16 protein-coding genes and 3 tRNA genes are annotated in these 20,760 nt (G+C 44.0%); 8 read left to right on the top strand and 11 right to left on the bottom strand.

From position 1 onward, the window contains the following. Nucleotide 1: 1 nt before the first annotated feature. A complete protein-coding gene (pspA, locus tag IEY18_RS05625) occupies nt 2–682 on the bottom strand; it encodes a phage shock protein PspA (protein ID WP_188918674.1) in 681 nt (226 codons plus the stop codon). Nucleotides 683–860: 178 nt separating this feature from the next. Here pspA and pspF point away from each other — a divergent pair, with 178 nt between their 5' ends. The 7 genes from pspF to fabV all read left to right on the top strand — a co-directional run bounded on the left by pspF (nt 861) and on the right by fabV (nt 8,694). Then, on the top strand, nt 861–1,940 hold the full coding sequence (pspF, locus tag IEY18_RS05620) for a phage shock protein operon transcriptional activator (protein WP_188918673.1): 1,080 nt from the start codon (nt 861–863) through the stop codon (nt 1,938–1,940). A gap of 69 nt (nt 1,941–2,009) precedes the next feature. Continuing rightward, nucleotides 2,010–3,632 carry an ABC transporter substrate-binding protein gene (locus IEY18_RS05615; RefSeq protein WP_188918671.1) on the top strand — a complete coding sequence of 541 codons (1,623 nt, stop codon included), beginning with the start codon at nt 2,010–2,012 and terminating at the stop codon, nt 3,630–3,632. Continuing rightward, nucleotides 3,632–4,663, top strand: coding sequence for an ABC transporter permease (locus tag IEY18_RS05610; protein WP_188918669.1), 1,032 nt, complete (start codon nt 3,632–3,634; stop codon nt 4,661–4,663). The genes IEY18_RS05615 and IEY18_RS05610 overlap by 1 nt, the downstream gene beginning before the upstream one ends. Then, nucleotides 4,650–5,534 carry an ABC transporter permease subunit gene (locus tag IEY18_RS05605; protein ID WP_188918667.1) on the top strand — a complete coding sequence of 295 codons (885 nt, stop codon included), beginning with the start codon at nt 4,650–4,652 and terminating at the stop codon, nt 5,532–5,534. The genes IEY18_RS05610 and IEY18_RS05605 overlap by 14 nt, the downstream gene beginning before the upstream one ends. 82 nt (nt 5,535–5,616) lie before the next feature. Further along, nucleotides 5,617–6,621, top strand: a complete 1,005-nt coding sequence (locus tag IEY18_RS05600; RefSeq protein WP_188918665.1) for a peptide ABC transporter ATP-binding protein — start codon at nt 5,617–5,619, stop codon at nt 6,619–6,621. Continuing rightward, the gene (locus IEY18_RS05595) at nt 6,602–7,387 is read left to right on the top strand and encodes a peptide ABC transporter ATP-binding protein (RefSeq protein ID WP_188918663.1); all 786 of its coding nucleotides are present in this window, start codon (nt 6,602–6,604) and stop codon (nt 7,385–7,387) included. Before IEY18_RS05600 ends, IEY18_RS05595 begins: the two co-directional genes overlap by 20 nt. Nucleotides 7,388–7,491: 104 nt before the next feature. Further along, nucleotides 7,492–8,694 carry an enoyl-ACP reductase FabV gene (gene fabV / locus IEY18_RS05590; RefSeq protein WP_188918662.1) on the top strand — a complete coding sequence of 401 codons (1,203 nt, stop codon included), beginning with the start codon at nt 7,492–7,494 and terminating at the stop codon, nt 8,692–8,694. A gap of 242 nt (nt 8,695–8,936) precedes the next feature. On the opposite strand, the gene IEY18_RS05585 is transcribed toward fabV, so the two are convergent. The 9 genes from IEY18_RS05585 to IEY18_RS05545 all read right to left on the bottom strand — a co-directional run bounded on the left by IEY18_RS05585 (nt 8,937) and on the right by IEY18_RS05545 (nt 17,996). Continuing rightward, entirely contained in the window at nt 8,937–10,778 is a 1,842-nt protein-coding gene (locus tag IEY18_RS05585; protein WP_188918660.1) for a SurA N-terminal domain-containing protein, read from the bottom strand. 215 nt (nt 10,779–10,993) lie between these two features. Beyond that, nucleotides 10,994–11,266: a nucleoid-associated protein HU-beta gene (gene hupB, locus IEY18_RS05580; RefSeq protein WP_188918657.1), complete on the bottom strand. Its 273-nt coding sequence runs from the start codon at nt 11,264–11,266 to the stop codon at nt 10,994–10,996. Nucleotides 11,267–11,528: 262 nt separating this feature from the next. Further along, a complete protein-coding gene (gene lon, locus IEY18_RS05575) occupies nt 11,529–13,886 on the bottom strand; it encodes an endopeptidase La (RefSeq protein ID WP_188918655.1) in 2,358 nt (785 codons plus the stop codon). 132 nt (nt 13,887–14,018) lie between these two features. After that, entirely contained in the window at nt 14,019–15,299 is a 1,281-nt protein-coding gene (gene clpX / locus IEY18_RS05570) for an ATP-dependent protease ATP-binding subunit ClpX (protein WP_188918653.1), read from the bottom strand. 93 nt (nt 15,300–15,392) lie between these two features. After that, complete coding sequence (gene clpP / locus IEY18_RS05565) at nt 15,393–16,004, bottom strand: ATP-dependent Clp endopeptidase proteolytic subunit ClpP (protein ID WP_188919178.1); 612 nt, start codon at nt 16,002–16,004, stop codon at nt 15,393–15,395. A gap of 91 nt (nt 16,005–16,095) precedes the next feature. Beyond that, the gene (tig, locus tag IEY18_RS05560; RefSeq protein ID WP_188918651.1) at nt 16,096–17,403 is read right to left on the bottom strand and encodes a trigger factor; all 1,308 of its coding nucleotides are present in this window, start codon (nt 17,401–17,403) and stop codon (nt 16,096–16,098) included. Nucleotides 17,404–17,661: 258 nt separating this feature from the next. Beyond that, nucleotides 17,662–17,737, bottom strand: a tRNA-His gene (locus IEY18_RS05555). Nucleotides 17,738–17,746: 9 nt separating this feature from the next. Then, nucleotides 17,747–17,823 (bottom strand) — tRNA-Arg (locus IEY18_RS05550). A gap of 96 nt (nt 17,824–17,919) precedes the next feature. After that, nucleotides 17,920–17,996: transfer RNA gene (locus IEY18_RS05545), tRNA-Pro, on the bottom strand. Between the two features lie 280 nt (nt 17,997–18,276). On the opposite strand from IEY18_RS05545, the gene folD reads away from it, so the two are divergent. Next, complete coding sequence (folD, locus tag IEY18_RS05540; protein WP_188918649.1) at nt 18,277–19,131, top strand: bifunctional methylenetetrahydrofolate dehydrogenase/methenyltetrahydrofolate cyclohydrolase FolD; 855 nt, start codon at nt 18,277–18,279, stop codon at nt 19,129–19,131. A gap of 165 nt (nt 19,132–19,296) precedes the next feature. Here the strand turns inward: folD and cysS are convergent, their stop codons facing one another. Beyond that, on the bottom strand, nt 19,297–20,676 hold the full coding sequence (gene cysS / locus IEY18_RS05535) for a cysteine--tRNA ligase (protein WP_188918647.1): 1,380 nt from the start codon (nt 20,674–20,676) through the stop codon (nt 19,297–19,299). Between the last annotated feature and the right edge of the window lie 84 nt (nt 20,677–20,760).

Genomic DNA, 20,760 nt, shown 5'->3' with positions numbered 1-20,760 from the left:
ATTAAGATTTTGCTTTGGTTTTCTTTGCATTCACTTTGGCTTTCAGTGCTGCTAATTCATCACTTACTGCATCTTCAGCTTCCAGTGAGGCAAACTCATCTGCGAGTGTATTCTTATTCCCGAGGTCATAAGCTTCAACTTCAGCCTCTAAACCTTCAACACGGCGCTCATATTGTTCAAAACGCTGCATTGCATTATCAATTTTGCTTGAATCTAGCTGACGCTTGACATCTAATCTTGAATTAGCAGTCTGCTTGCGCATGATAATTGTCTTTTGGCGCGCTTTGGCATCGGCAAGCTTTTCTTGTAGCAAACCCACTTCTTCTTTTAAGCGAATAATATGCTCTTCAACAACAACCAACTCATTTTCTAGTGACTCAGCAATGCCATTGACCTTTTGCTTTTCAACTAAAGCGGCTTTGGCAAGGTCTTCTCTATCTTTCGAAAGTGCCAACTCAGCCTTATCTTGCCAATCTTGAATTTGCTGCTGCACACGAGTTATGCGGCGATGTAGCTCTTTCTTCTCTGCGAGTACCTTCGCTGACGTTGAGCGAACCTCAACCAGTGTATCTTCCATTTCTTGGATAATAAGGCGAACCATTTTTTCTGGATCTTCAGCTTTATCAAGTATAGAGCTGATGTTCGAGTTAATGATGTCTGCGAAACGAGAGAAAATTCCCATAATAATGTCCTCAATCTAAAAGTTATTTTCGATAAGAGTAATACACATACCGTGCCAAACTTACAAAAACAACCAATAACAATGACTTAATCAAATATTTAACTTTTTCTTTATTTTATTAACCAAGCCACTTATTATGAATTTCACCAAATGTTAGCGTGAAAGACTAAAAATTACTGTGACTACAAAATTTCAGCAAGATAACCTCATTGGACAATCCAACGCATTGCTTGAAGTATTAGAGCATGTCTCTTTAGTTGCGCCTCTTTCTAAACCTGTATTGATTATCGGTGAGCGCGGTACTGGTAAAGAGCTAATTGCAGAACGCTTACATTACCTTTCCCAAAGATGGGATCAAAGCTTTATTAAGCTAAATTGTTCATCTTTGAGTGAAAACTTACTAGAAAGTGAATTGTTTGGCCACGAATCCGGTGCTTTTACTGGTGCCAAAGGAAAGCATGAAGGACGATTTGAACGAGCCGATAGCGGCACGCTATTTCTTGATGAATTGGCGAATACGTCCGGTTTAATCCAAGAAAAGCTTTTGCGCGTGATTGAATACGGTGAGTTTGAGCGAGTGGGCGGAAGTAAAACAGTACAAACCGACGTCCGTTTAATCTGCGCCGCGAATGAGGACTTACCTTCACTTGCCGAAGCTGGCGAGTTCAGAGCAGATCTCTTAGATCGTCTCGCGTTTGATGTGATCACCCTACCGCCACTTCGTTCTCGCCCAGAAGATATCATGCCACTTGCAGAGTATTTTGCGGTCGGCATGGCGAGACAGTTAAGCTTAGAACTATTTAATGGTTTTGCTAACAGTGCGATTGAGCAATTAATGAATTACAGTTGGCCTGGAAATATTCGCGAACTAAAAAATGTCATCGAGCGCAGTGTTTATCGCAACGCAGCCGAAACTCAAGCCATTACTGAAATCGTTCTTGATCCTTTTGCGTCTCCCTACCGCCCAACGCAACGAGTAAAAACCAAGGAGCGCCAACAAACGCCAAGTAGCCAACCGATAGAAACAGCACAAGATATCACTCCTAAAACCCCGAATTCAAATACAGTTGAACCGGCAAAAGAATTAACCTTCCCTATTGATTTTAAAGAATATTGTGAACAAAGGGAGGTGGACGTAATTCAAGCGGCACTAGCTGCGGGTCAATTTAGCCAAAAGAAAACTGCGGAGCTCCTTGGGCTTAGTTACCATCAATTAAGGGGGATTTTGAAGAAGTACAATTTGCTTGATAAGACATAAGCACGTTGCTCATAGGCAATTACCCCTGCTAAAATAAATGCTTAACATCTTTTTTAACAATGGCCGCCCATGAGAGTACTGATGAGCCAATTCAGTATACGTCTACTTTGTTTCACTTTTGGCCTACTGCTAATCGCTTGCGGCCAGCAAAAAGTGCCGTCAGGCCTTGTGTACTGCTCGGAAGGTAACCCTGAAACCTTCAACCCTCAGTTAGTGACATCCGGCACGACAATTGATGCAACTTCTCACCAAATATACAGCCGCCTTGTTGATTACGATGCGCAAACAGGTCAAATCGTTCCTGCACTAGCGTCAGATTGGCAAATGGCTGCTGACGGGCTCAGCTATCGCTTCAACCTGCGCAGTGATGTGAGATTTCATCACTCGCCACATTTCATTCCCACGCGTGTCTTTAATGCTGATGACGTGTTATTTTCATTTAATCGCGTGATTCAAGAAAACCACCCTTATCATTTTGTGTCACGCACCGGCTACCCATTTTTTCAGAGTATTGGGCTTGATAAACTAGTTCGACAAATTGAAAAAGTTAATGATTACCAAGTGATATTCCATTTGAATCATGCCGATGCGTCGTTTCTTGCCAACTTAGCCACCGACTTTGCCATCATTCAATCGCAAGAATATGCCAATCAACTCTGGAAACAGAAAACGCCAGAAAGAATCGATAGCGATGCGATAGGTACAGGCCCATATCAGCTTGCCAAATACGTTAAAAATGATCATATACGCTATCGTCGCCACGAGTTTTATTGGGGGCCAGCACCAAAAACAGATGTTCTCGTTTTTGATATTACGCCAAGAAGTAGCCGACGCCTTGCAAAACTCATTACAGGAGATTGTGATGTTTCCGCCCTACCAAAAGCAGGGGAGCTTCCGGTCATCAATGAGCACGCAGAGCTTAGATTGGAACAACAAGCAGGCCTAAACGTTGCTTACTGGGCGTTCAACACACAAAAACCACCTCTAGATGATGTCCGTGTCCGAAGAGCGTTATCCCATGCGGTGGACAGGCAAAATATTCTACGCGCGGTTTATCAAGATACAGCCGTTGAAGCCACAGGTATTTTACCGCCTGCATCATGGGCTTATCAGCCGAACGATAGTTTAAGCGACTATAACCCGGCAAAAGCTGAAGCTTTGCTAAAAGAAGCAGGTATTAAGGATCTCGCGATTGATTTATGGGCAATGCCCGTTGCACGAACTTATAACCCCAACGCACTAAAAACCGCCGAGCTAATCCAAGCAGACTTAGCTAACATCGGAGTCCATGTGAACATTGTCAGTTATGATTGGAGCGTGTTTACACAAAAGCTGAATCAAAGTGACTATGACTCCGTTCTTATTGGCTGGAATGCCGACAATAGCGACCCAGACAACTTTTTTACACCCACATTGAGTTGTGATTCCGTCATTTCCGGTAGCAACCGAAGTAAATGGTGCCACCCAGACTTCGATCAAATTTTACGTCTCGCAACAGCAACGATGGATCGCAGTGAACGCACTGAACTCTATCAGCAAGCCGAAGCCATTCTCGCGGAAGATGTACCACTGATCAGTCTTGCTCATGCAAAGCGATTGGCTCTAAAACGCACAGACGTCACCGAAACCAGAGTCACTCCCTTTGGCGGGATTTCCTTTGCTGATTTAAAACCGATGAAGGTACTTCGTTAATGGGCAAATATTTATTGCGTCGACTCAACCTTTTTGTCGCAACATCGTTAGTTTTAGCGGGTGTGCTGTTCTACACGACGGGTTTATTCCCTGTTGACCGAATCACAGCACTATCAGGAATTGTATCACCCTCTCCCGCTCAGGTTGAGCAAGTCACTGAACTCTATGCTTTGAATAAAAATACCCCCCTGCAATTTTCTGCATTTCTTCAGCAGCGACTCAGTGGTGACCTTGGCATATCGATTACATCTCAACAAAGTGTTTCTCAAGAACTAATGGCCCGCTTGCCTGCCACGTTAGAACTGGCCAATGTGGCTGCGCTACTAGCCCTTGTCTTTGGCGTCCCAATCGGAATATTGGCATCGTTAACACAGCATCGCCTCACGCAGCATGCAATTATGGCAATGACGCTGACCGGCTATTCGATTCCGGTTTTTTGGCTCGGCCTTACCTTATCACTATGGTTCGGCGTCCATCTGGGTTGGTTACCCATATCTGGTCAAATAAACCTACTTTATGAAATAGAACCCGTCACTGGATTTATCTTATTTGATACTTGGGTCTCAGACTCAGAATATCGAATGGCAGCTTTTTTAGATGCGCTTCAGCATATGATACTCCCATCAATAACCCTTGCCGTTTTGCCTTTCACCGTTGTCGTGCGAATTACGCGGTCAGCAATGCTCAACATTATGAATCAAACCTTTATTCGCGCCGCCGAAGCGAGAGGGTTGAGTACAGCGAAGATCGTGCTTCGCCATGCATTACCCAATGCACTCATCCCTGTGTTAAAGCATTTGGGAATTATGCTTGGTCCCTTTGCGAGCTATTCCATCATCGTCGAAGTGATATTCTCATGGCCAGGTGTAGGCTCATGGCTAGTTTCAGGTATATACCAACGTGATTACACGGTGATTCAAGGCGGGATATTGGTCGTTGCGCTTTTAATTATGCTTTCTAGTATCTTGATTGAGATTGTGCATACAGCAACGAACCCAATTAGTAGGAAAGAGCTTTATGCCTCAAATTAAAATATATCAAGAAGATGAGATCCCCTCACCATCACTTCGAATATGGCAAGTGTTTTCATCAAACCCGTTTGCGGTTCTCGGCTTATGGTTAGTGATATGTTTACTGCTGCTGACCGTTTTCGGGCCGCTAATAGCACCGTACACAGCTGAGCAACAAGACACTCAGGCATTACTCCTCCCTCCCTCATGGGATCCTGCAGGAACTGTGGAACATTTTCTAGGCACAGACGACCTTGGCCGAGATATATTTAGCCGGCTGCTCCACGGTGCACACCTCACGTTTGGGATGGCGTTATGGATAGTGATATCTGCACTATCAGTTGGCCTCGTCATTGGCTCGTTGTCAGGCATGATGAAAGGTATTAAGTCCAGTATTTTAGGTCATTTGCTTGATGCACTCCTTTCTATTCCATCAATGCTCCTCGCTATATTAGTCGTCGCGGTTATGGGACCAGGGCTTGAAAATATATTCTGGGCTGTTGGTTTAGCACTTACCCCCCAGTTTGTCCGTTCAACCCATTTGGCGGTGCGTGAAGAATCACAAAAAGAATATGTGAAAGCCGCTATTCTTGATGGTGCAAACCCGTTACAAATATTTTGGTTTGTGATCATGCCCAATGTCTGGGAAACCATCATCGTACAAACGACGTTGGCAATCTCGGTCGCGATTTTGGATATTGCAGCACTTGGTTTTCTTGGGCTTGGCGCGCAAGCCCCTAGTCCAGAATGGGGAGCAATGATTGCGCAAGGGTTAGACAACCTTCTCACAGCGCCGTGGACAGTAACCATTCCCGGAGCGACAATATTGGTAAGCGTGCTTTCAATTAACCTTGTCGGCGATGGTTTACGAACTGCCTTAGCGCCAAGGTAATGGAAGATGTGTACCATGCAAACGATAGCATTATTTTTACTTAAAAATTAAAGACGGCTTTTTGCCCTTTTGCGACTAAACAATGCAGTTACTGGATATTCGAAACCTAACCATTGAGTTAGATACCCCACAGGGGAAGGTTAAAGCACTCGATCGCGTGAGCTTAACTATCCAAGATGGAGAGATCCACGGATTAGTCGGTGAGTCAGGCTCTGGCCGTAGCTTGCTTGCACGCGCTATTCTAGGGATCCCAGGCAGCAATTGGACCATAAAAGCAGACCGTATGATGTTGAATGGTCGCAATTTGCTTGAGATGAACAGCCAAGAACGACGTAGCATTATGGGTTCTGAGATGGCAATGATATTTCAAGATCCATCGAGCAGCCTTGATCCAGTGATTAGTGTTGGCTCGCAGCTCATCGAAGCAATGCCCGCATCAACAGGCTTTTGGTGGAGTCGTGGAAAAAAACGTAAGCGCGCTGCGGAGAAATGGCTTCACAAAGTCGGCATTAAAGATCATAAAAAAATTATGGCAAGCTTCCCATGGGAGCTATCTGAAGGTGAATGCCAAAAAGTAATGATAGCAATGGCCGTCGCCAATAGCCCAAAACTCTTGATCGCCGATGAACCAACAGCTTCAATGGAAACCAGCACCCAAGCTCAGATTTTTAGGCTGCTATCACAGCTCAATCAGCTCCATGGCGTATCGATACTGCTTATTAGTCATGAACTGGAAACTGTCTCTCAATGGTGCGAACGTCTGACGGTGCTCTATGCAGGGCAGGTGATGGAAGCCGGTCCGACTCAGCAACTGATCGCTAAACCTTTTCACCCATACACCAAAGCCTTGCTCGGGCATATTCCTGATTATACAGAGACAACACAACAAAAAAGCATTTTGCCGACCTTACCAGGTTCGGCGCCTGCGCTACAGCACCTTCCCATTGGTTGTCGCCTGGGACCTCGATGTCCTGAAGCCAAAAAGACCTGCGTAAAACAGCCAATTTTGTGTAGAAAAAAGGGCCGCCACTTTGCCTGCCATTTCCCTTATACCAACGAGACATGCCATGACAGCACCATTGCTTAGGGTTACGGACCTTCACAAACGCTACTTTGAAGGCTACCGCTGGTTTAAGCGCCAATACAAACAAGCGCTCAAACCCGTATCCTTTTGCCTCAATGAAGGGGAAACATTAGCGATTGTTGGCGAAGCGGGCTCAGGTAAAAGCACTCTCGCCCGAATCCTTGTTGGTGCTGCTTCTCGCACGGGTGGAAGTATCTGTTTTGAAGGTGAATCCTTAGCCAATAAGGACGTCAAACAGCGTTGTAAAATGATCAGAATGATTTTCCAAGATCCAAATACATCATTGAACCCACGACTCACTATTGGCGAGCTGCTTGAAGAACCACTGCGGTTTACTACGGGGATGAGTTCAAAAGAACGGAAAACACTCGTCTCAGAAACTTTAGTGAAAGTGGGCTTATTACCAGAACACTTTGAATTTTACCCCCATATGATTTCAGAAGGGCAAAAGCAACGTGTCGCCGTCGCTAGAGCCATAATCTTAAACCCTAAAGTGATCATTGCGGATGAAGCATTAACAGCTCTTGATCTCTCGGTTCGCTCTCAAATATTAAACTTATTGGTACAACTCCAAAAAGAGATGGGACTTTCCTATATTTTCGTTTCTCACAATTTAAATGTGATCCGACACGTTAGCGATAACATCATCGTGCTGCATAAAGGGGTTATCGTTGAGCAAGCTGCAACGGAAACCCTATTTAACGATCCGCAACACGAATACACCAAAAGATTGATCCGGGAGCAAAGTATGTTCACTCATAAACGTTGAACTGCTCCAACCACTGCTTGAATCACCCCAATTTTTTAAAAAAAAGTGCCATTTATTGAACGAAGTAATTATTCTATTGGCAATTTAAAAAGAAGAGCCTCAACATGATTATCAAACCAAAAATCCGTGGATTTATTTGTACAACGACCCATCCCGTTGGCTGTGAAGCAAACGTCTTAGAGCAAATTAATACAACTAAGGCCCTTGGCAAAAATGCAAACGGCCCGAAAAAAGTTCTGGTTATTGGCTCATCGAGCGGTTATGGACTCTCCTCTCGAATTGCAGCAGCTTTTGGAAGTGATGCGGCAACAATTGGCGTGTTTTTTGAAAAGCCGGGTACAGAAAAGCGTACCGGTACCGCTGGCTATTATAACTCAGCAGCTTTTGATAAATTTGCAAAAGCAGAAGGCTTATATTCTAAAAGTATCAATGGCGACGCATTCAGCCATGAAGCCAAAAACAAAGTCATTGAGCTTATTAAAGAGGATTTAGGCCAGGTTGATATGGTCGTTTACTCTTTAGCATCACCAGTTCGTAAGCTACCTGATACCGGTGAAGTGATTCGCTCTGCCTTAAAACCTATTGGCGAAACGTATACGGCTACCGCAGTTGATACCAATAAGGACGAGCTTATCGAAGCCAGTGTAGAGCCAGCGTCAGATCAAGAGATTGCAGATACCGTTACGGTTATGGGCGGCCAAGACTGGGAACTTTGGATTCAAGCACTAAGTGAAGCAGGCGTACTAACGGATAACTGTAAAACCGTCGCCTATAGTTACATTGGTACAGAGCTTACATGGCCTATCTACTGGCATGGCGCTCTGGGTAAAGCGAAAATGGATCTAGACCGTGCCGCAAACGCTTTAAACGATCAGCTCTCGGCAACGGGTGGAAGTGCCAATGTTGCCGTCCTTAAAAGCGTTGTGACTCAAGCAAGCTCTGCAATACCGGTTATGCCACTTTACATTGCAATGGTATTTAAAAAGATGCGCGAAGAAGGCCTTCACGAAGGTTGTATGGAGCAAATCAACCGTATGTTCACTGAACGTCTCTATAAAGCAGATGGCAGTGCCGCAGAGACAGATTCAGAAAATCGCTTGCGTTTAGACGACTGGGAGCTTCGTGAAGAAATTCAGCAGCATTGTCGCGATTTATGGCCACAAGTCACGACAGAAAACCTTGCTGAATTAACTGACTACCGTGAATACAAAGCAGAATTCCTCAAGCTATTTGGTTTTGGTATCGATAGTGTTGACTATGACGCCGATGCAAATCCAAAAGTTGACTTTGATGTGATTGATTTATAATGATTGGATGCCTTCTTTAGCTCTATAGAAGGCCATCAAGATATGTTCATAAAAACGCTGCTTCGCAGCGTTTTTTATTTTCTTCATTCATCACAGGTATTACTAACTGTATTTTCGTTGGCTTTGCTCAAGCATAAGTATTCAAAGCCTCTAAAAGAAGATCGAGTTTTTAAATAAAAAAGACCAGCATTTGCTGGTCTTTTTCAATATCTTTCGCAAAATCACTTTACATTTTGTAACCGTTATTCAGCGACTGGGTATAACACTTCTGAAGAAGCTTTCAACGAAGCCACCAGTGATTGATAATCAGCTTCACTATATTGTGAGTTCAAACGCTGTGTTATCGCCGCAACAGCTTCCTCTGCAATAGATTCAGCAGCATTAACCTTATCAAGAACTACAACAGCGTAACCATTGGCAAGCCCTACGGTGTCCACTGATGCGCCTTCTGCCGCTAATGGCATTTCGAAAGCTTTGCCGACGATCGAAGCATTAAGTTCATTAGTCATACGAGACAACTTAGAAACCGTTTTGAATTCAGCAGTTGATGCACCATCTTTAACTTGTGTCATCGCTAACTGAGCTTGGTCACGAGCTTGCTCGTTCGCTTTCTCTTGCTGCAAACGCGCAACAATATCTGCTTTAACATCCGCAAAATCACGTGTACCGGCTGCCTGATGTTCTTTCACTCGTAAAACCAATACATGGTTATCACCAAGCTCAATTACGTCGCTATTCATCCCCTCAACAACAACCTCACTAGAGAAAGCAGCCTTTACTGCATCGGCATTAAATAATGCCGGTGCGTTGTTACGGCTAAATAGATCAGTAGAAAGAACTTTTGCGCCAATTTCTGTTGCTGCTTCAGAAAGCGTGTCAGGTACTTCATAGCTGGTATCAGCGAGCTTCTGCTGTAAGCTATAGAATTCGTCAGCTGCTAGATTCATCTTCAACTGCTCTGTAACCTTATCTTTCACTTCCTCAAACGGTGCTGCAGCCCCGGGCTGAATATCAAGCAACTTAACAATGTGATAACCAAAATTAGTTTTTACAACATTTGAAAATGCGCCTTTTTCTAATGCGAATAGTGCAGTATCGAATTCAGCTTCCATTACACCAGGCTCAAACCAATCAAGTTTACCACCTTGCTCTCCACTAAACGCATCGCTCGACTCAGCTTTCGCTAACGCTTCAAACGTTTCGCCAGCAATTAGACGTGCATGGATTTTATTGGCTTGATCAGCATCTTCGACAAGAATATGCGCAGCTAAGCGCTTCTCTGCTGTTTGATAAAGTGATTTTTGAGCTTCATATTCAGCAAGGACTTCTTCTTCCGATACGGTAACCGACTGCGCGAGCTTCGCAGCATTGAGTTCAATGTACTCAACGCTTACAAGCTCTTGGCTCATAAACTGCGCTAGATTCTGCTCATAAAAAGCATTAGCTTCTTCATCAGAAACCACAACATCAGCTAGAAACGGTTGGGCTTCGATGATTTGGTAGCGAATATCACGGGTTTGGCCTTCAACTTCAGCATACTGCTTTGCTTCACCCTCAAGAACAAACTCAGTGCCAATGACTGCAGCTAAAAGCTGACGGCGCGTCATATCCACTCGCATCATATCTCTGAACGATGTCGTGGTATAACCGACTTGGCGAATAACGGCTTGATAACGCTCATTATCGAAAACACCGTCAGTATGAAATGCGGTTTCGTTAACAATCGCTTGCTTAATCTGTTCATCAGAAACACGTAGCCCAAGCTTATTTGCAGCCTGATCTACTAATCGTTCTGCGACAAGACGATCAAGTACGCGTTGCTTTATGCTCTGTAGGTAGACATCATTCGCAGCTAAAGCTTCGAACATCTCGCCTAACTGCTGCTCCATACGGCTACGTTCATTTTGATACGCTTGCTCAAGAGCTGATTGCGAAATATCTTCGCCATTCACCCTTGCCGCTGGCGTCTCAGTACTGCTGCCGAGATAACTACTTACACCTGCAAATGCGAAGGAAAAGATCACTAGCACCAAAATACTTTTGGCTACAACGCCCTGTGAACCTTCGCGGATTTTTTCTAACATTCGACTTCTCGCTCATTGCGATTAACAAAATAAAAAGGCGCATCACTGATTGATGCGCCTTTTGTAACCTTCGATGGACAAATATTTATGAAATGCCTGTCCTTAAAAAACGCAGCTTTGGCTCAATAGTGACCAAACTATGCTTTCTAAAATCCGTAAAAAGCACTGTCTAACCAGTGCTTAATACAGAACCATATAATGGCTACGGTGTTAAATTAGTTAACAGCGTCTTTCAGTGCTTTACCCGCTTTGAATGCTGGGATATTTGCAGCTGCGATTTTAATTTCTTTACCCGTTTGTGGGTTACGACCAGTACGCTCAGCGCGCTGACGCACTTCAAAAGTACCGAAACCAACAAGAGAAATCTTATCGCCTTCTTTTAAGCCGTCAGTTACCGCTGCGATAAAAGAATCTAGTGCACGGCCAGCAGCCGCTTTAGAAATGTCAGCACCAGAAGCGATTTTCTCGATTAGTTCAGATTTGTTCATGTCATCCCCTTGATTTTAATTTTTTTCGCCGCAACCAATTCCCTCTCTAGAGCGGTCTGCGGAGACTTTTTATATCAAGCCTGAAAGCAAAGTTCAAGCTTAGTACGAAAACCCAAAAATAATAATTGGATACAGCTCAAAGCCAGTCACGCCAAGGGCTTGGAAGCAACCAGACCCTCCACAGGCCTTAGGCTACCACAGCTTTGAGCTTAGTTAATCCCTTTTTTCATGTTTTTTTGGGTTTATTCAGCAATTTCTTGCATTAACCGGTATTTTTTACTACCTCAAACCCTTCAATTGGTCTTTCTAATGCCAACTTGAGCACTTCATCAACCCATTGCACTGGGCGAATATCAAGATCCGCGATGACATTATCCGGGATTTCCTCAAGATCTCTTTCATTATCTTTTGGAATTAATACCAATTTAATACCACCTCGATGAGCCGCTAATAACTTCTCTTTTAAGCCACCAATCGGTAACACTTCACCCCGTAAAGTAATCTCACCTGTCATCGCAACATCAGAGCGTATTGGGTTGCCAGTTAAACTAGAAACCAACGCAGTACACATCGCAGCACCTGCTGAAGGGCCATCTTTTGGCGTTGCCCCTTCAGGTACGTGAACGTGAATATCACGTTTCTCATAGAAGTCACTATTGATGCCAAGTTGCTCTGCTCGAGCCCGTACGACGGTCATTGCCGCTTGGATAGACTCTTGCATAACGTCACCCAGAGAACCGGTATAAGCAAGCTTACCTTTCCCTGCAACTGACGTTGCTTCAATCGTGAGCAGATCGCCACCAACTTCAGTCCACGCTAAGCCACGTACCTGACCAATCTGATTTTCTGACTCTGCCTTGCCGTAGTCAAAGCGCTGTACGCCTAGTAAAGACTTAAGGTTTTCTTCAGTCACTTCAACAGTCTTGATTGACTTATCCAGCAAGATTTTCTTCACTACCTTGCGGCAGATTTTAGACAATTCTCGCTCCAGTGAACGCACACCCGCTTCACGGGTATAGTAGCGAATGATGCCCAAAATCGCGCTATCATCAACTTGAATCTCTGCTGGTTTTAAGCCGTTGCGCTCTATTTGCTTAGTCAATAGATGCTGCTTAGCAATATTCAGCTTTTCATCTTCTGTATAACCAGAAAGACGGATCACTTCCATACGGTCCAATAAGGGGCCAGGAATATTCATCGAGTTCGATGTTGCAACAAACATCACGTCTGAAAGATCGTAATCAACCTCTAGGTAATGATCACTGAAACTCGCATTTTGTTCCGGGTCTAAAACTTCCAGCAGCGCCGAAGATGGGTCACCGCGCATATCTGAACTCATCTTATCGATTTCATCCAGTAGGAATAATGGGTTTTTCACGCCCACTTTAGACATTTTTTGGATAATTTTACCAGGCATTGAACCGATATAAGTTCTGCGATGACCGCGAATTTCTGCTTCATCTCGAACCCCACCCAAAGCAACACGAACATACTTACGACCAGTTGATTTCGCAATCGATTGCCCTAACGAGGTTTTACCCACACCTGGTGGCCCCACAAGGCAAAGGATCGGGCCTTTCAATTGCTTGACGCGGCTCTGAACCGCTAGGTATTCGAGAATACGCTCTTTAACTTTTTCTAAACCAAAGTGATCAGTATCAAGCACATCTTGCGCTTTACTTAGGTCGCGTTTAATTTTTGAGCGCTGACGCCATGGGACTGAAGTCATCCAATCCACGTAGCTACGAACAACGGTCGCTTCAGCTGACATCGGCGACATCATTTTCAATTTATTCAGCTCTGACAACGCTTTTTCTTTCGCTTCGGCAGGCATACCTGCTTCTTCGATTTTCTTGCCAAGACCTTCAAACTCGTCATGGCTTTCATCTAGATCACCAAGCTCTTTCTGAATCGCTTTCATTTGCTCATTCAGATAGTACTCTCGCTGGCTCTTTTCCATCTGTTTCTTAACACGCGTACGGATGCGCTTCTCAACCTGTAATAGATCAATTTCGCCCTCCATCATCGCCATTAAATGCTCTAGGCGCTTACCAACATCGACCATTTCTAACACGGCTTGCTTGTCTTCAAGCTTCAAAGGCATATGTGCAGCCATGGTATCGGCTAAACGTGCAGCTTCATCAATCCCCGAAAGCGAAGTTAAAACCTCTGGTGGGATTTTTTTATTGAGCTTGATGTAACCTTCAAATTGCGATATCGCTGAACGAACAAGAACTTCTTCTTCTTTTTCGTCAAGCTCTTCTGCCACAAGCGACTGTGCCGTAGCAACAAAGTAATCTTCTTCTTGGGTGTATTTTTCAATGCGTGCGCGACGTCCGCCTTCAACAAGAACTTTTACGGTACCGTCTGGGAGCTTAAGAAGTTGTAAAATTGAGGCAATAGTGCCTACTTCGAAGATATCGTCACTGGTTGGATCGTCGAGTTCGGCGTCGCGTTGAGCAACCAAGATAACTTGCTTATCTTGTTCCATAGCTGCTTCTAAGCAACGAATCGATTTCTCGCGGCCAACAAATAACGGAATTACCATATGTGGATAAACCACCACATCTCTTAGTGGTAGCACGGGTAGTTCGATATGAGCTTGATTTTCTATGGTCATAGTTCGATTCCGTTTGATGATTGTGAGTGCGTTAACTCAGTATATTGGGACGGGTCATCGAGTTTCAATGGCAAACATAAAAAAAGGAGCCTAAAAGACTCCTTATTTTTCATATCGATATCATTAGAAGAATTATTGCTCTCCTGATGCCACCTGTGATTCGTTATTCTCATAAATGAGAATGGGCTCAGACTCGCCTTTCACTACAGACTCATCAATAACCGCTTTTACAACCCCTTCCACAGAAGGTAAGTCGTACATGGTATCAAGCAAAATATCTTCCACAATTGAACGCAGACCACGCGCACCTGTTTTACGCTCCATTGCTTTTTGTGCAATTGCCTTCAACGCATCTTCACGAAACTCTAATTCGACTTCTTCCATATCGAAAAGAGCGCCATATTGCTTCGTTAAAGCATTCTTCGGCTCAGATAAAATTTGCACTAATGCTTCTTCATCTAGTTCGGTAAGCGTTGCAAGTACTGGCAGACGACCAATAAACTCAGGAATTAATCCGTACTTCACCAAATCTTCGGGTTCAACTTTCAAGAACGAGTCTGAAAGCGTCGCTTTATCCCCAGAAGCTTTCACTTCAGCACCAAAGCCGATACCCGTTCCGGTATTCGAGCGTTGCTCAATCACCTTCTCTAGACCTGCAAAAGCACCACCACATACAAATAAAATCTTTGATGTATCAACTTGTAAAAACTCTTGCTGCGGATGCTTACGCCCACCTTGTGGCGGCACAGCTGCAACAGTTCCTTCAATCAGCTTCAGTAATGCTTGCTGCACACCTTCACCAGAAACATCCCTCGTGATTGAAGGGTTGTCAGACTTACGGCTGATTTTGTCAATTTCATCAATATAGACAATACCGCGCTGCGCTTTTTCAACATCGTAATCGCACTTTTGTAACAATTTCTGAATGATGTTTTCCACATCTTCACCGACATAACCTGCTTCAGTCAAAGTCGTTGCATCGGCCATGGTAAACGGCACATCAAGAAAACGAGCAAGGGTTTCAGCGAGTAGCGTTTTACCACTACCGGTTGGCCCAATAAGCAAAATATTACTTTTACCTAGCTCGATTCCATCTTTAGGCGTGCCATTTCTTAAGCGTTTATAGTGATTGTAGACGGCAACAGATAGCACTTTTTTGGCTTGCGGCTGACCAATTACATAATCATCAAGGTGTGCGCGAAGCTCATGTGGTGTTGGCAACTTATCTTCATCACGCTTAGGTGATATTTCTTTAATCTCTTCTCGAATGATGTCATTACACAGCTCGACACATTCATCACATACATACACAGAAGGACCGGCGATAAGCTTACGCACCTCATGCTGACTCTTTCCACAGAAAGAGCAATACAGCAACTTACCATTATCACCGCTACTTTTATTGTCGCCCATTACACTACCTCTAACTGCAGCGAGTTGTTCTCACTGCCTTCTATATCTTTATTTACGCTATTACACACATGATAGCGTAGCGCTAGGCAAAAATCAGCTTCGCTTACTCAACACTGAATCGACAAGGCCATATTCGACTGCTTCTTCGGCACTCATAAAGTTATCTCGATCGGTATCGCTTTCAATAACTTCAAGTGGCTGTCCGGTATGATCGGCCAACATCTGATTCAGTTTTTTCTTAATACCGAGGATCTCTTGTGCATGAATCGCAATATCCGAAGCCTGACCTTGAAAACCGCCTAGGGGCTGATGAATCATCACGCGAGAATTCGGTAAACAATGACGTTTTCCTGCTGCACCACCGGCAAGGAGAAAGGCACCCATACTGCAAGCTTGCCCCATGCATACCGTGCTGACATTAGGTTTAATGAATTGCATGGTGTCGTATATCGCCATCCCAGCAGTCACAGAACCACCAGGAGAATTAATATAAAGATAAATATCTTTATCTGGGCTTTCAGATTCCAAAAACAGTAACTGAGCGACAATTAAGTTCGCCATATGTTCTTCAACTTGACCGACTAAAAAAATCACTCGTTCTTTTAGTAGACGAGAATAGATATCATAAGAGCGCTCGCCCTTCGACGTCTGTTCAACCACCATAGGAACGAGAGCATTCAGTACTGATTCTGGCGCATTATGCATCATGTAATTTCCCTAAAATAAAAATGGCTCGTACGAGAGACCTCATACGAGCCATTATAAATGGCTAAGTGCCAATTAAGTCAAGCGAAGCTTATACTTGAGCCTTAGCCTTGTTCATAAATTCTTCGAATTCAACAGGCTTGTCGGTAACTTTAGCTTGTTCAAGTAAGAATTCAACAGCTTGCTCTTCAAGGGCAACGTTGCGCATATTGTTCATTAACTCTTCGTTACCGTTGTAGTAAGCAACAACTTCTTTTGGATCTTCGTATGCAGAAGCCATAGACTCGATTAAGCCTTGAACACGCTCATCTTCAGCTTTAAGCTCGTTTGCTTTAATCACTTCACCAAGAAGTAGACCAACTTTCACGCGGCGCTCTGCTTCATCAGTGAACAAATCAGCTGGTAGCTCAGGCATGTTTTCAGCACCTTGGGCACCGAAACGCTGCATCGCTTGCTTGCGTAGCACTTCAATTTCACCGTCGATCAGTGCTTTTGGAAGCTCTAGTTCGTTGCTTTCAAGTAGACCATTGATCACTTGTTGCTTAACTTCAGCTTTAAGCGCTTGATCAAGCTCACGATTCATGTTCTTACGGATTTCAGTTTTCAGACCTTCTAGGCCGCCTTCTGCGATACCAAACAAAGAAGCAAACTCATCGTTAACTTCTGGTAGCGTTGCAGCAAGAACTTCATTCAGCGTGATAGCAAATGTCGCAGCTTTACCTTTTAGGTTTTCTGCGTGGTAATCTTCAGGGAATGCGACTTCGATATCGAACTCTTCACCAGCTTTGTGGCCAATTACACCATCTTCAAAACCAGGGATCATACGGCTGCTGCCGATTTGAAGTTCGAAGTCATCAGCTTTGCCGCCTTCAAACTCTTCACCATCAACACTACCGACAAAGTTCAATTTAACTTTGTCGCCATCTTCAACAGCACGCTCTACAGCATCATAAGATGCATGTTGCTGACGAAGAGTATCAATCATCGCGTCAACATCAGCATCTTTTACTTCAGCAACTGGCTTTTCAACTTCAAGCGCATCAACAGCTTTTAGCTCTACTTCTGGATAAACTTCAAAAGTCGCAACAAACTCAAACTGCTCGTCTTTAGTTTCACCTGGCGTAAATGTCGGTGCACCCGCTGGGTTTAGTTTTTCGGCAACAATGGCTTCTACGAAGTTCTGCTGCATAGCACGACCAATTACGTCTTGACGAATTGCCTTACCATAACGCTTGTTGATCACACTCACTGGTACTTTACCTGGACGGAAACCAGAGATGCGAGCAGTTTTAGCTTCTTGGACTAACATGTCTTTAACCGGCGTTTCGATCTGCTCAGCAGGAAAAGAAATGGTCAGGCGACGCTCTAAGCCTTGTGTTGTTTCAACAGAAACTTGCATTGTTTTAACCTCAAATATGTCTAACGTCCTTTGCTAATAGTCGAGATAGTCAACTATTAAGGTATTCGTTTCTTGATCTAAAAATTGTGACGACATTGACCTGCAAATATTGGCTATAGTTACCGTCATTCGTTGTTGATATTTATCAAGACGCGACATTATAGCTATCGATATCAATGGAGTCGACCTAATATGAAGAAATAAAGACGTAAAAAAAGCGACCTAAGGTCGCTTTTTTTATTTTTCTTCAAAAAGAAGTGGGGTGACTGATGGGACTTGAACCCACGACAACCGGAATCACAATCCGGGGCTCTACCAACTGAGCTACAATCACCACTGAAAATGGTACGCCCGGCAGGATTCGAACCTGCGGCCATCCGCTTAGAAGGCGGATGCTCTATCCAACTGAGCTACGGGCGCGTCGAACAGAACTACTCTTCACTAATATGAATTACATATCAGTTGTAACTTTCAATGGCACTTCGATTTAGTACGTCAAATCAAAGTTCCTAAATTTGGTCGGTGATAGAGGATTCGAACCTCTGACCCTCTGCTCCCAAAGCAGATGCGCTACCGGGCTGCGCTAATCACCGGATATTCACAGCGTCCTGATATACAGTATCGCTTGAACGGAGCGCATATTATCCCCTCGCCTATGCAGCGTCAATAACTTTTTGGATTTGAATGCTTGCATGGCGAATTTACCAGCTAATTCTATCTGCATTCAATCTCTCAAGCCTAGATTATTGAATTTATATCATCGTTTTGAAAAGCGGAAACAGAGTATTAACGGTGACACCCAGATCTGCCAATGCTAAAATATCGCCGTTTTATCGCCCTCCGTAGCAGCATTAACAAGGAACATCACCGCCAATGACAGCTCAATTGATTGATGGTAAGGCTATCGCCCAATCTATTCGTTCACAATTAAAACAAAAAGTCAGTGCTCGAGTAGCTGCCGGTAAAAGAGCGCCAGGCTTAGCGGTCATTTTGGTGGGAAGCGATGCAGCATCGCAGGTTTATGTCGGTAGTAAGCGACGGGCCTGTGAAGAGGTTGGTTTTGTTTCACGTTCATATGATTTAGAAACAGAAACATCAGAGCGTGATTTACTCGCACTGATTGATCAATGCAATGAAGATCCTAGCATTGATGGCATCCTCGTTCAGTTGCCCTTACCTGAACATATTGATGACACTAAGGTTATTGAAAGAATTCAGCCGAATAAAGATGTGGATGGTTTTCATCCATATAACGTAGGCCGACTCGCTCAGCGCATTCCAGTATTAAGGTCATGCACGCCGATGGGTATTATGACTCTTGTAAAGTCGACCGGTATTGCAACTCACGGACTAGATGCAGTTGTCGTTGGTGCCTCAAACATCGTTGGCCGCCCCATGACACTCGAACTTCTATTGGCAGGCTGCACCACAACAACCTGCCATCGCTTCACAAAAGATTTAGAAGCAAAAGTGAGACAAGCCGACTTATTAGTTGTCGCCGTCGGTAAACCCGGATTTATTCCAGGCGAGTGGATTAAGCCAGGCGCAATTGTTATTGATGTAGGCATTAATCGCCTTGAATCAGGGCAACTGGTTGGCGATGTTGATTTCGAAGTCGCAAGTCAGAGCGCTAGTTGGATTACCCCAGTTCCAGGTGGCGTCGGCCCAATGACAATTGCGAGCTTGTTAGAAAATACATTGTACGCAAATGAAAACTACCACGACTAACATGAATGCAAACAGTTGACTGGAGTATGCTATTTATTTCGTTAGGAGCAGATTGCTAAAAAGTCTCGCTCGCTAGTGCACTCGAGATGCAGTTCACTCAATGCTCAAATAATTCATACAAAAAAGCCTGCAAATTGCAGGCTTTTTCGGCTAAAAATAACAACTTTATTTTTTACGCCAAGTGGTTCCGTTTGGACCATCTTCTAACACAACACCGAGGGCATTGAGGCCATCGCGAGCTACATCCGCCGCAGCCCAATCTTTCTCTGATCTGGCTCGATTTCTTTCAACAATAAGGGCTTCAATTTTAGCAACTTCATCATCATTGCCTTCGCCTTTAAAGAACGCATCAACATCTTGATCTAAAATGCCAAGCACATCGGCCAATTGTTTCAGACTAACACCAAGAGCAGAAGCCGCCGCCATATCAGTTGTTTTTAAGCGATTAATTTCGCGTACCATATCAAATAATACTGAATAAGCTTCAGGCGTATTAAAATCATCATCCATCGATGTTTTAAATTTGCTGACATACTCTTCTGCCGCTGCGGCTTCAACTGATAAATCAAGCCCTTTCAAAGCTGTATATAGTCTCTCTAATGCAGCTTTGGCTTGTTTTAAGTTGTCTTCTGAATAATTTAACTGGCTTCGATAGTGTCCAGATAGGAGAAAATAACGTACTGTAGCAGGATCGTAGTGCGCTAACACATCACGGATCGTGAAGAAGTTATTCAAAGACTTTGACATCTTTTCTTTATCCACCATCACCATACCGGTATGCATCCAGTAATTAACGTATGGCGTATCATGAGCACAGCACGATTGTGCTATCTCATTTTCATGGTGAGGAAACTGTAGATCTGAGCCTCCGCCGTGAATATCAAAATGTAAACCAAGATGTTTACTGTTCATTGCAGAGCACTCAATGTGCCATCCCGGTCGGCCCGCTCCCCATGGAGATTCCCAAGTTGGCTCTCCTGGCTTAGACATTTTCCATAATACAAAGTCCATCGGGTTGTGTTTGTCTTCATCAACCTCAACCCGCGCCCCCGCCTGCAACTGCTCTAGGTTCTGACCAGACAACTGACCATACTGCGCATAGGAAGGCACACTAAATAATACATCACCATTGGCGGCCACATAGGCATGTTTTCGCTCGATTAAGCGCTGAACCATTTCAATAATTTCGTCAATATGTAGTGTCGCTCGAGGCTCAAAATCAGGACGTTCCATATTCAGCGCATCAAAGTCACTATGCATTTCACCGATCAAGCGTTCAGTCAGTGCTTCGCAGCTTTCTTTGTTTTCATTTGCACGCTGGATAATTTTGTCATCAACATCTGTGATATTACGCTGGTAATTCACATCGTAACCACAGTAGCGTAGGTAACGAACAATCATATCGAAAGAGACAAAAGTGCGACCATGGCCAATATGGCACAAATCGTAAATTGTAATACCACAAACATACATACCAACTTTGCCAGGGTTTATCGGCTTAAACTCTTCTTTTTGACGACTCATCGTATTGTATATTTTTAACATTGATATTCTCTTTCAGTAGTACTTTGACTATTTGCTACAACCTGCCCAACGTTTTATTTGATTGTGAATAATGACAAGACAGCA

This window comes from Shewanella gelidii, from assembly GCF_014647855.1.
GTDB lineage: Bacteria > Pseudomonadota > Gammaproteobacteria > Enterobacterales > Shewanellaceae > Shewanella > Shewanella gelidii.
Note: the sequence above shows the minus strand (reverse complement) of the source record. Positions and strands in the feature narration are given on the sequence as shown.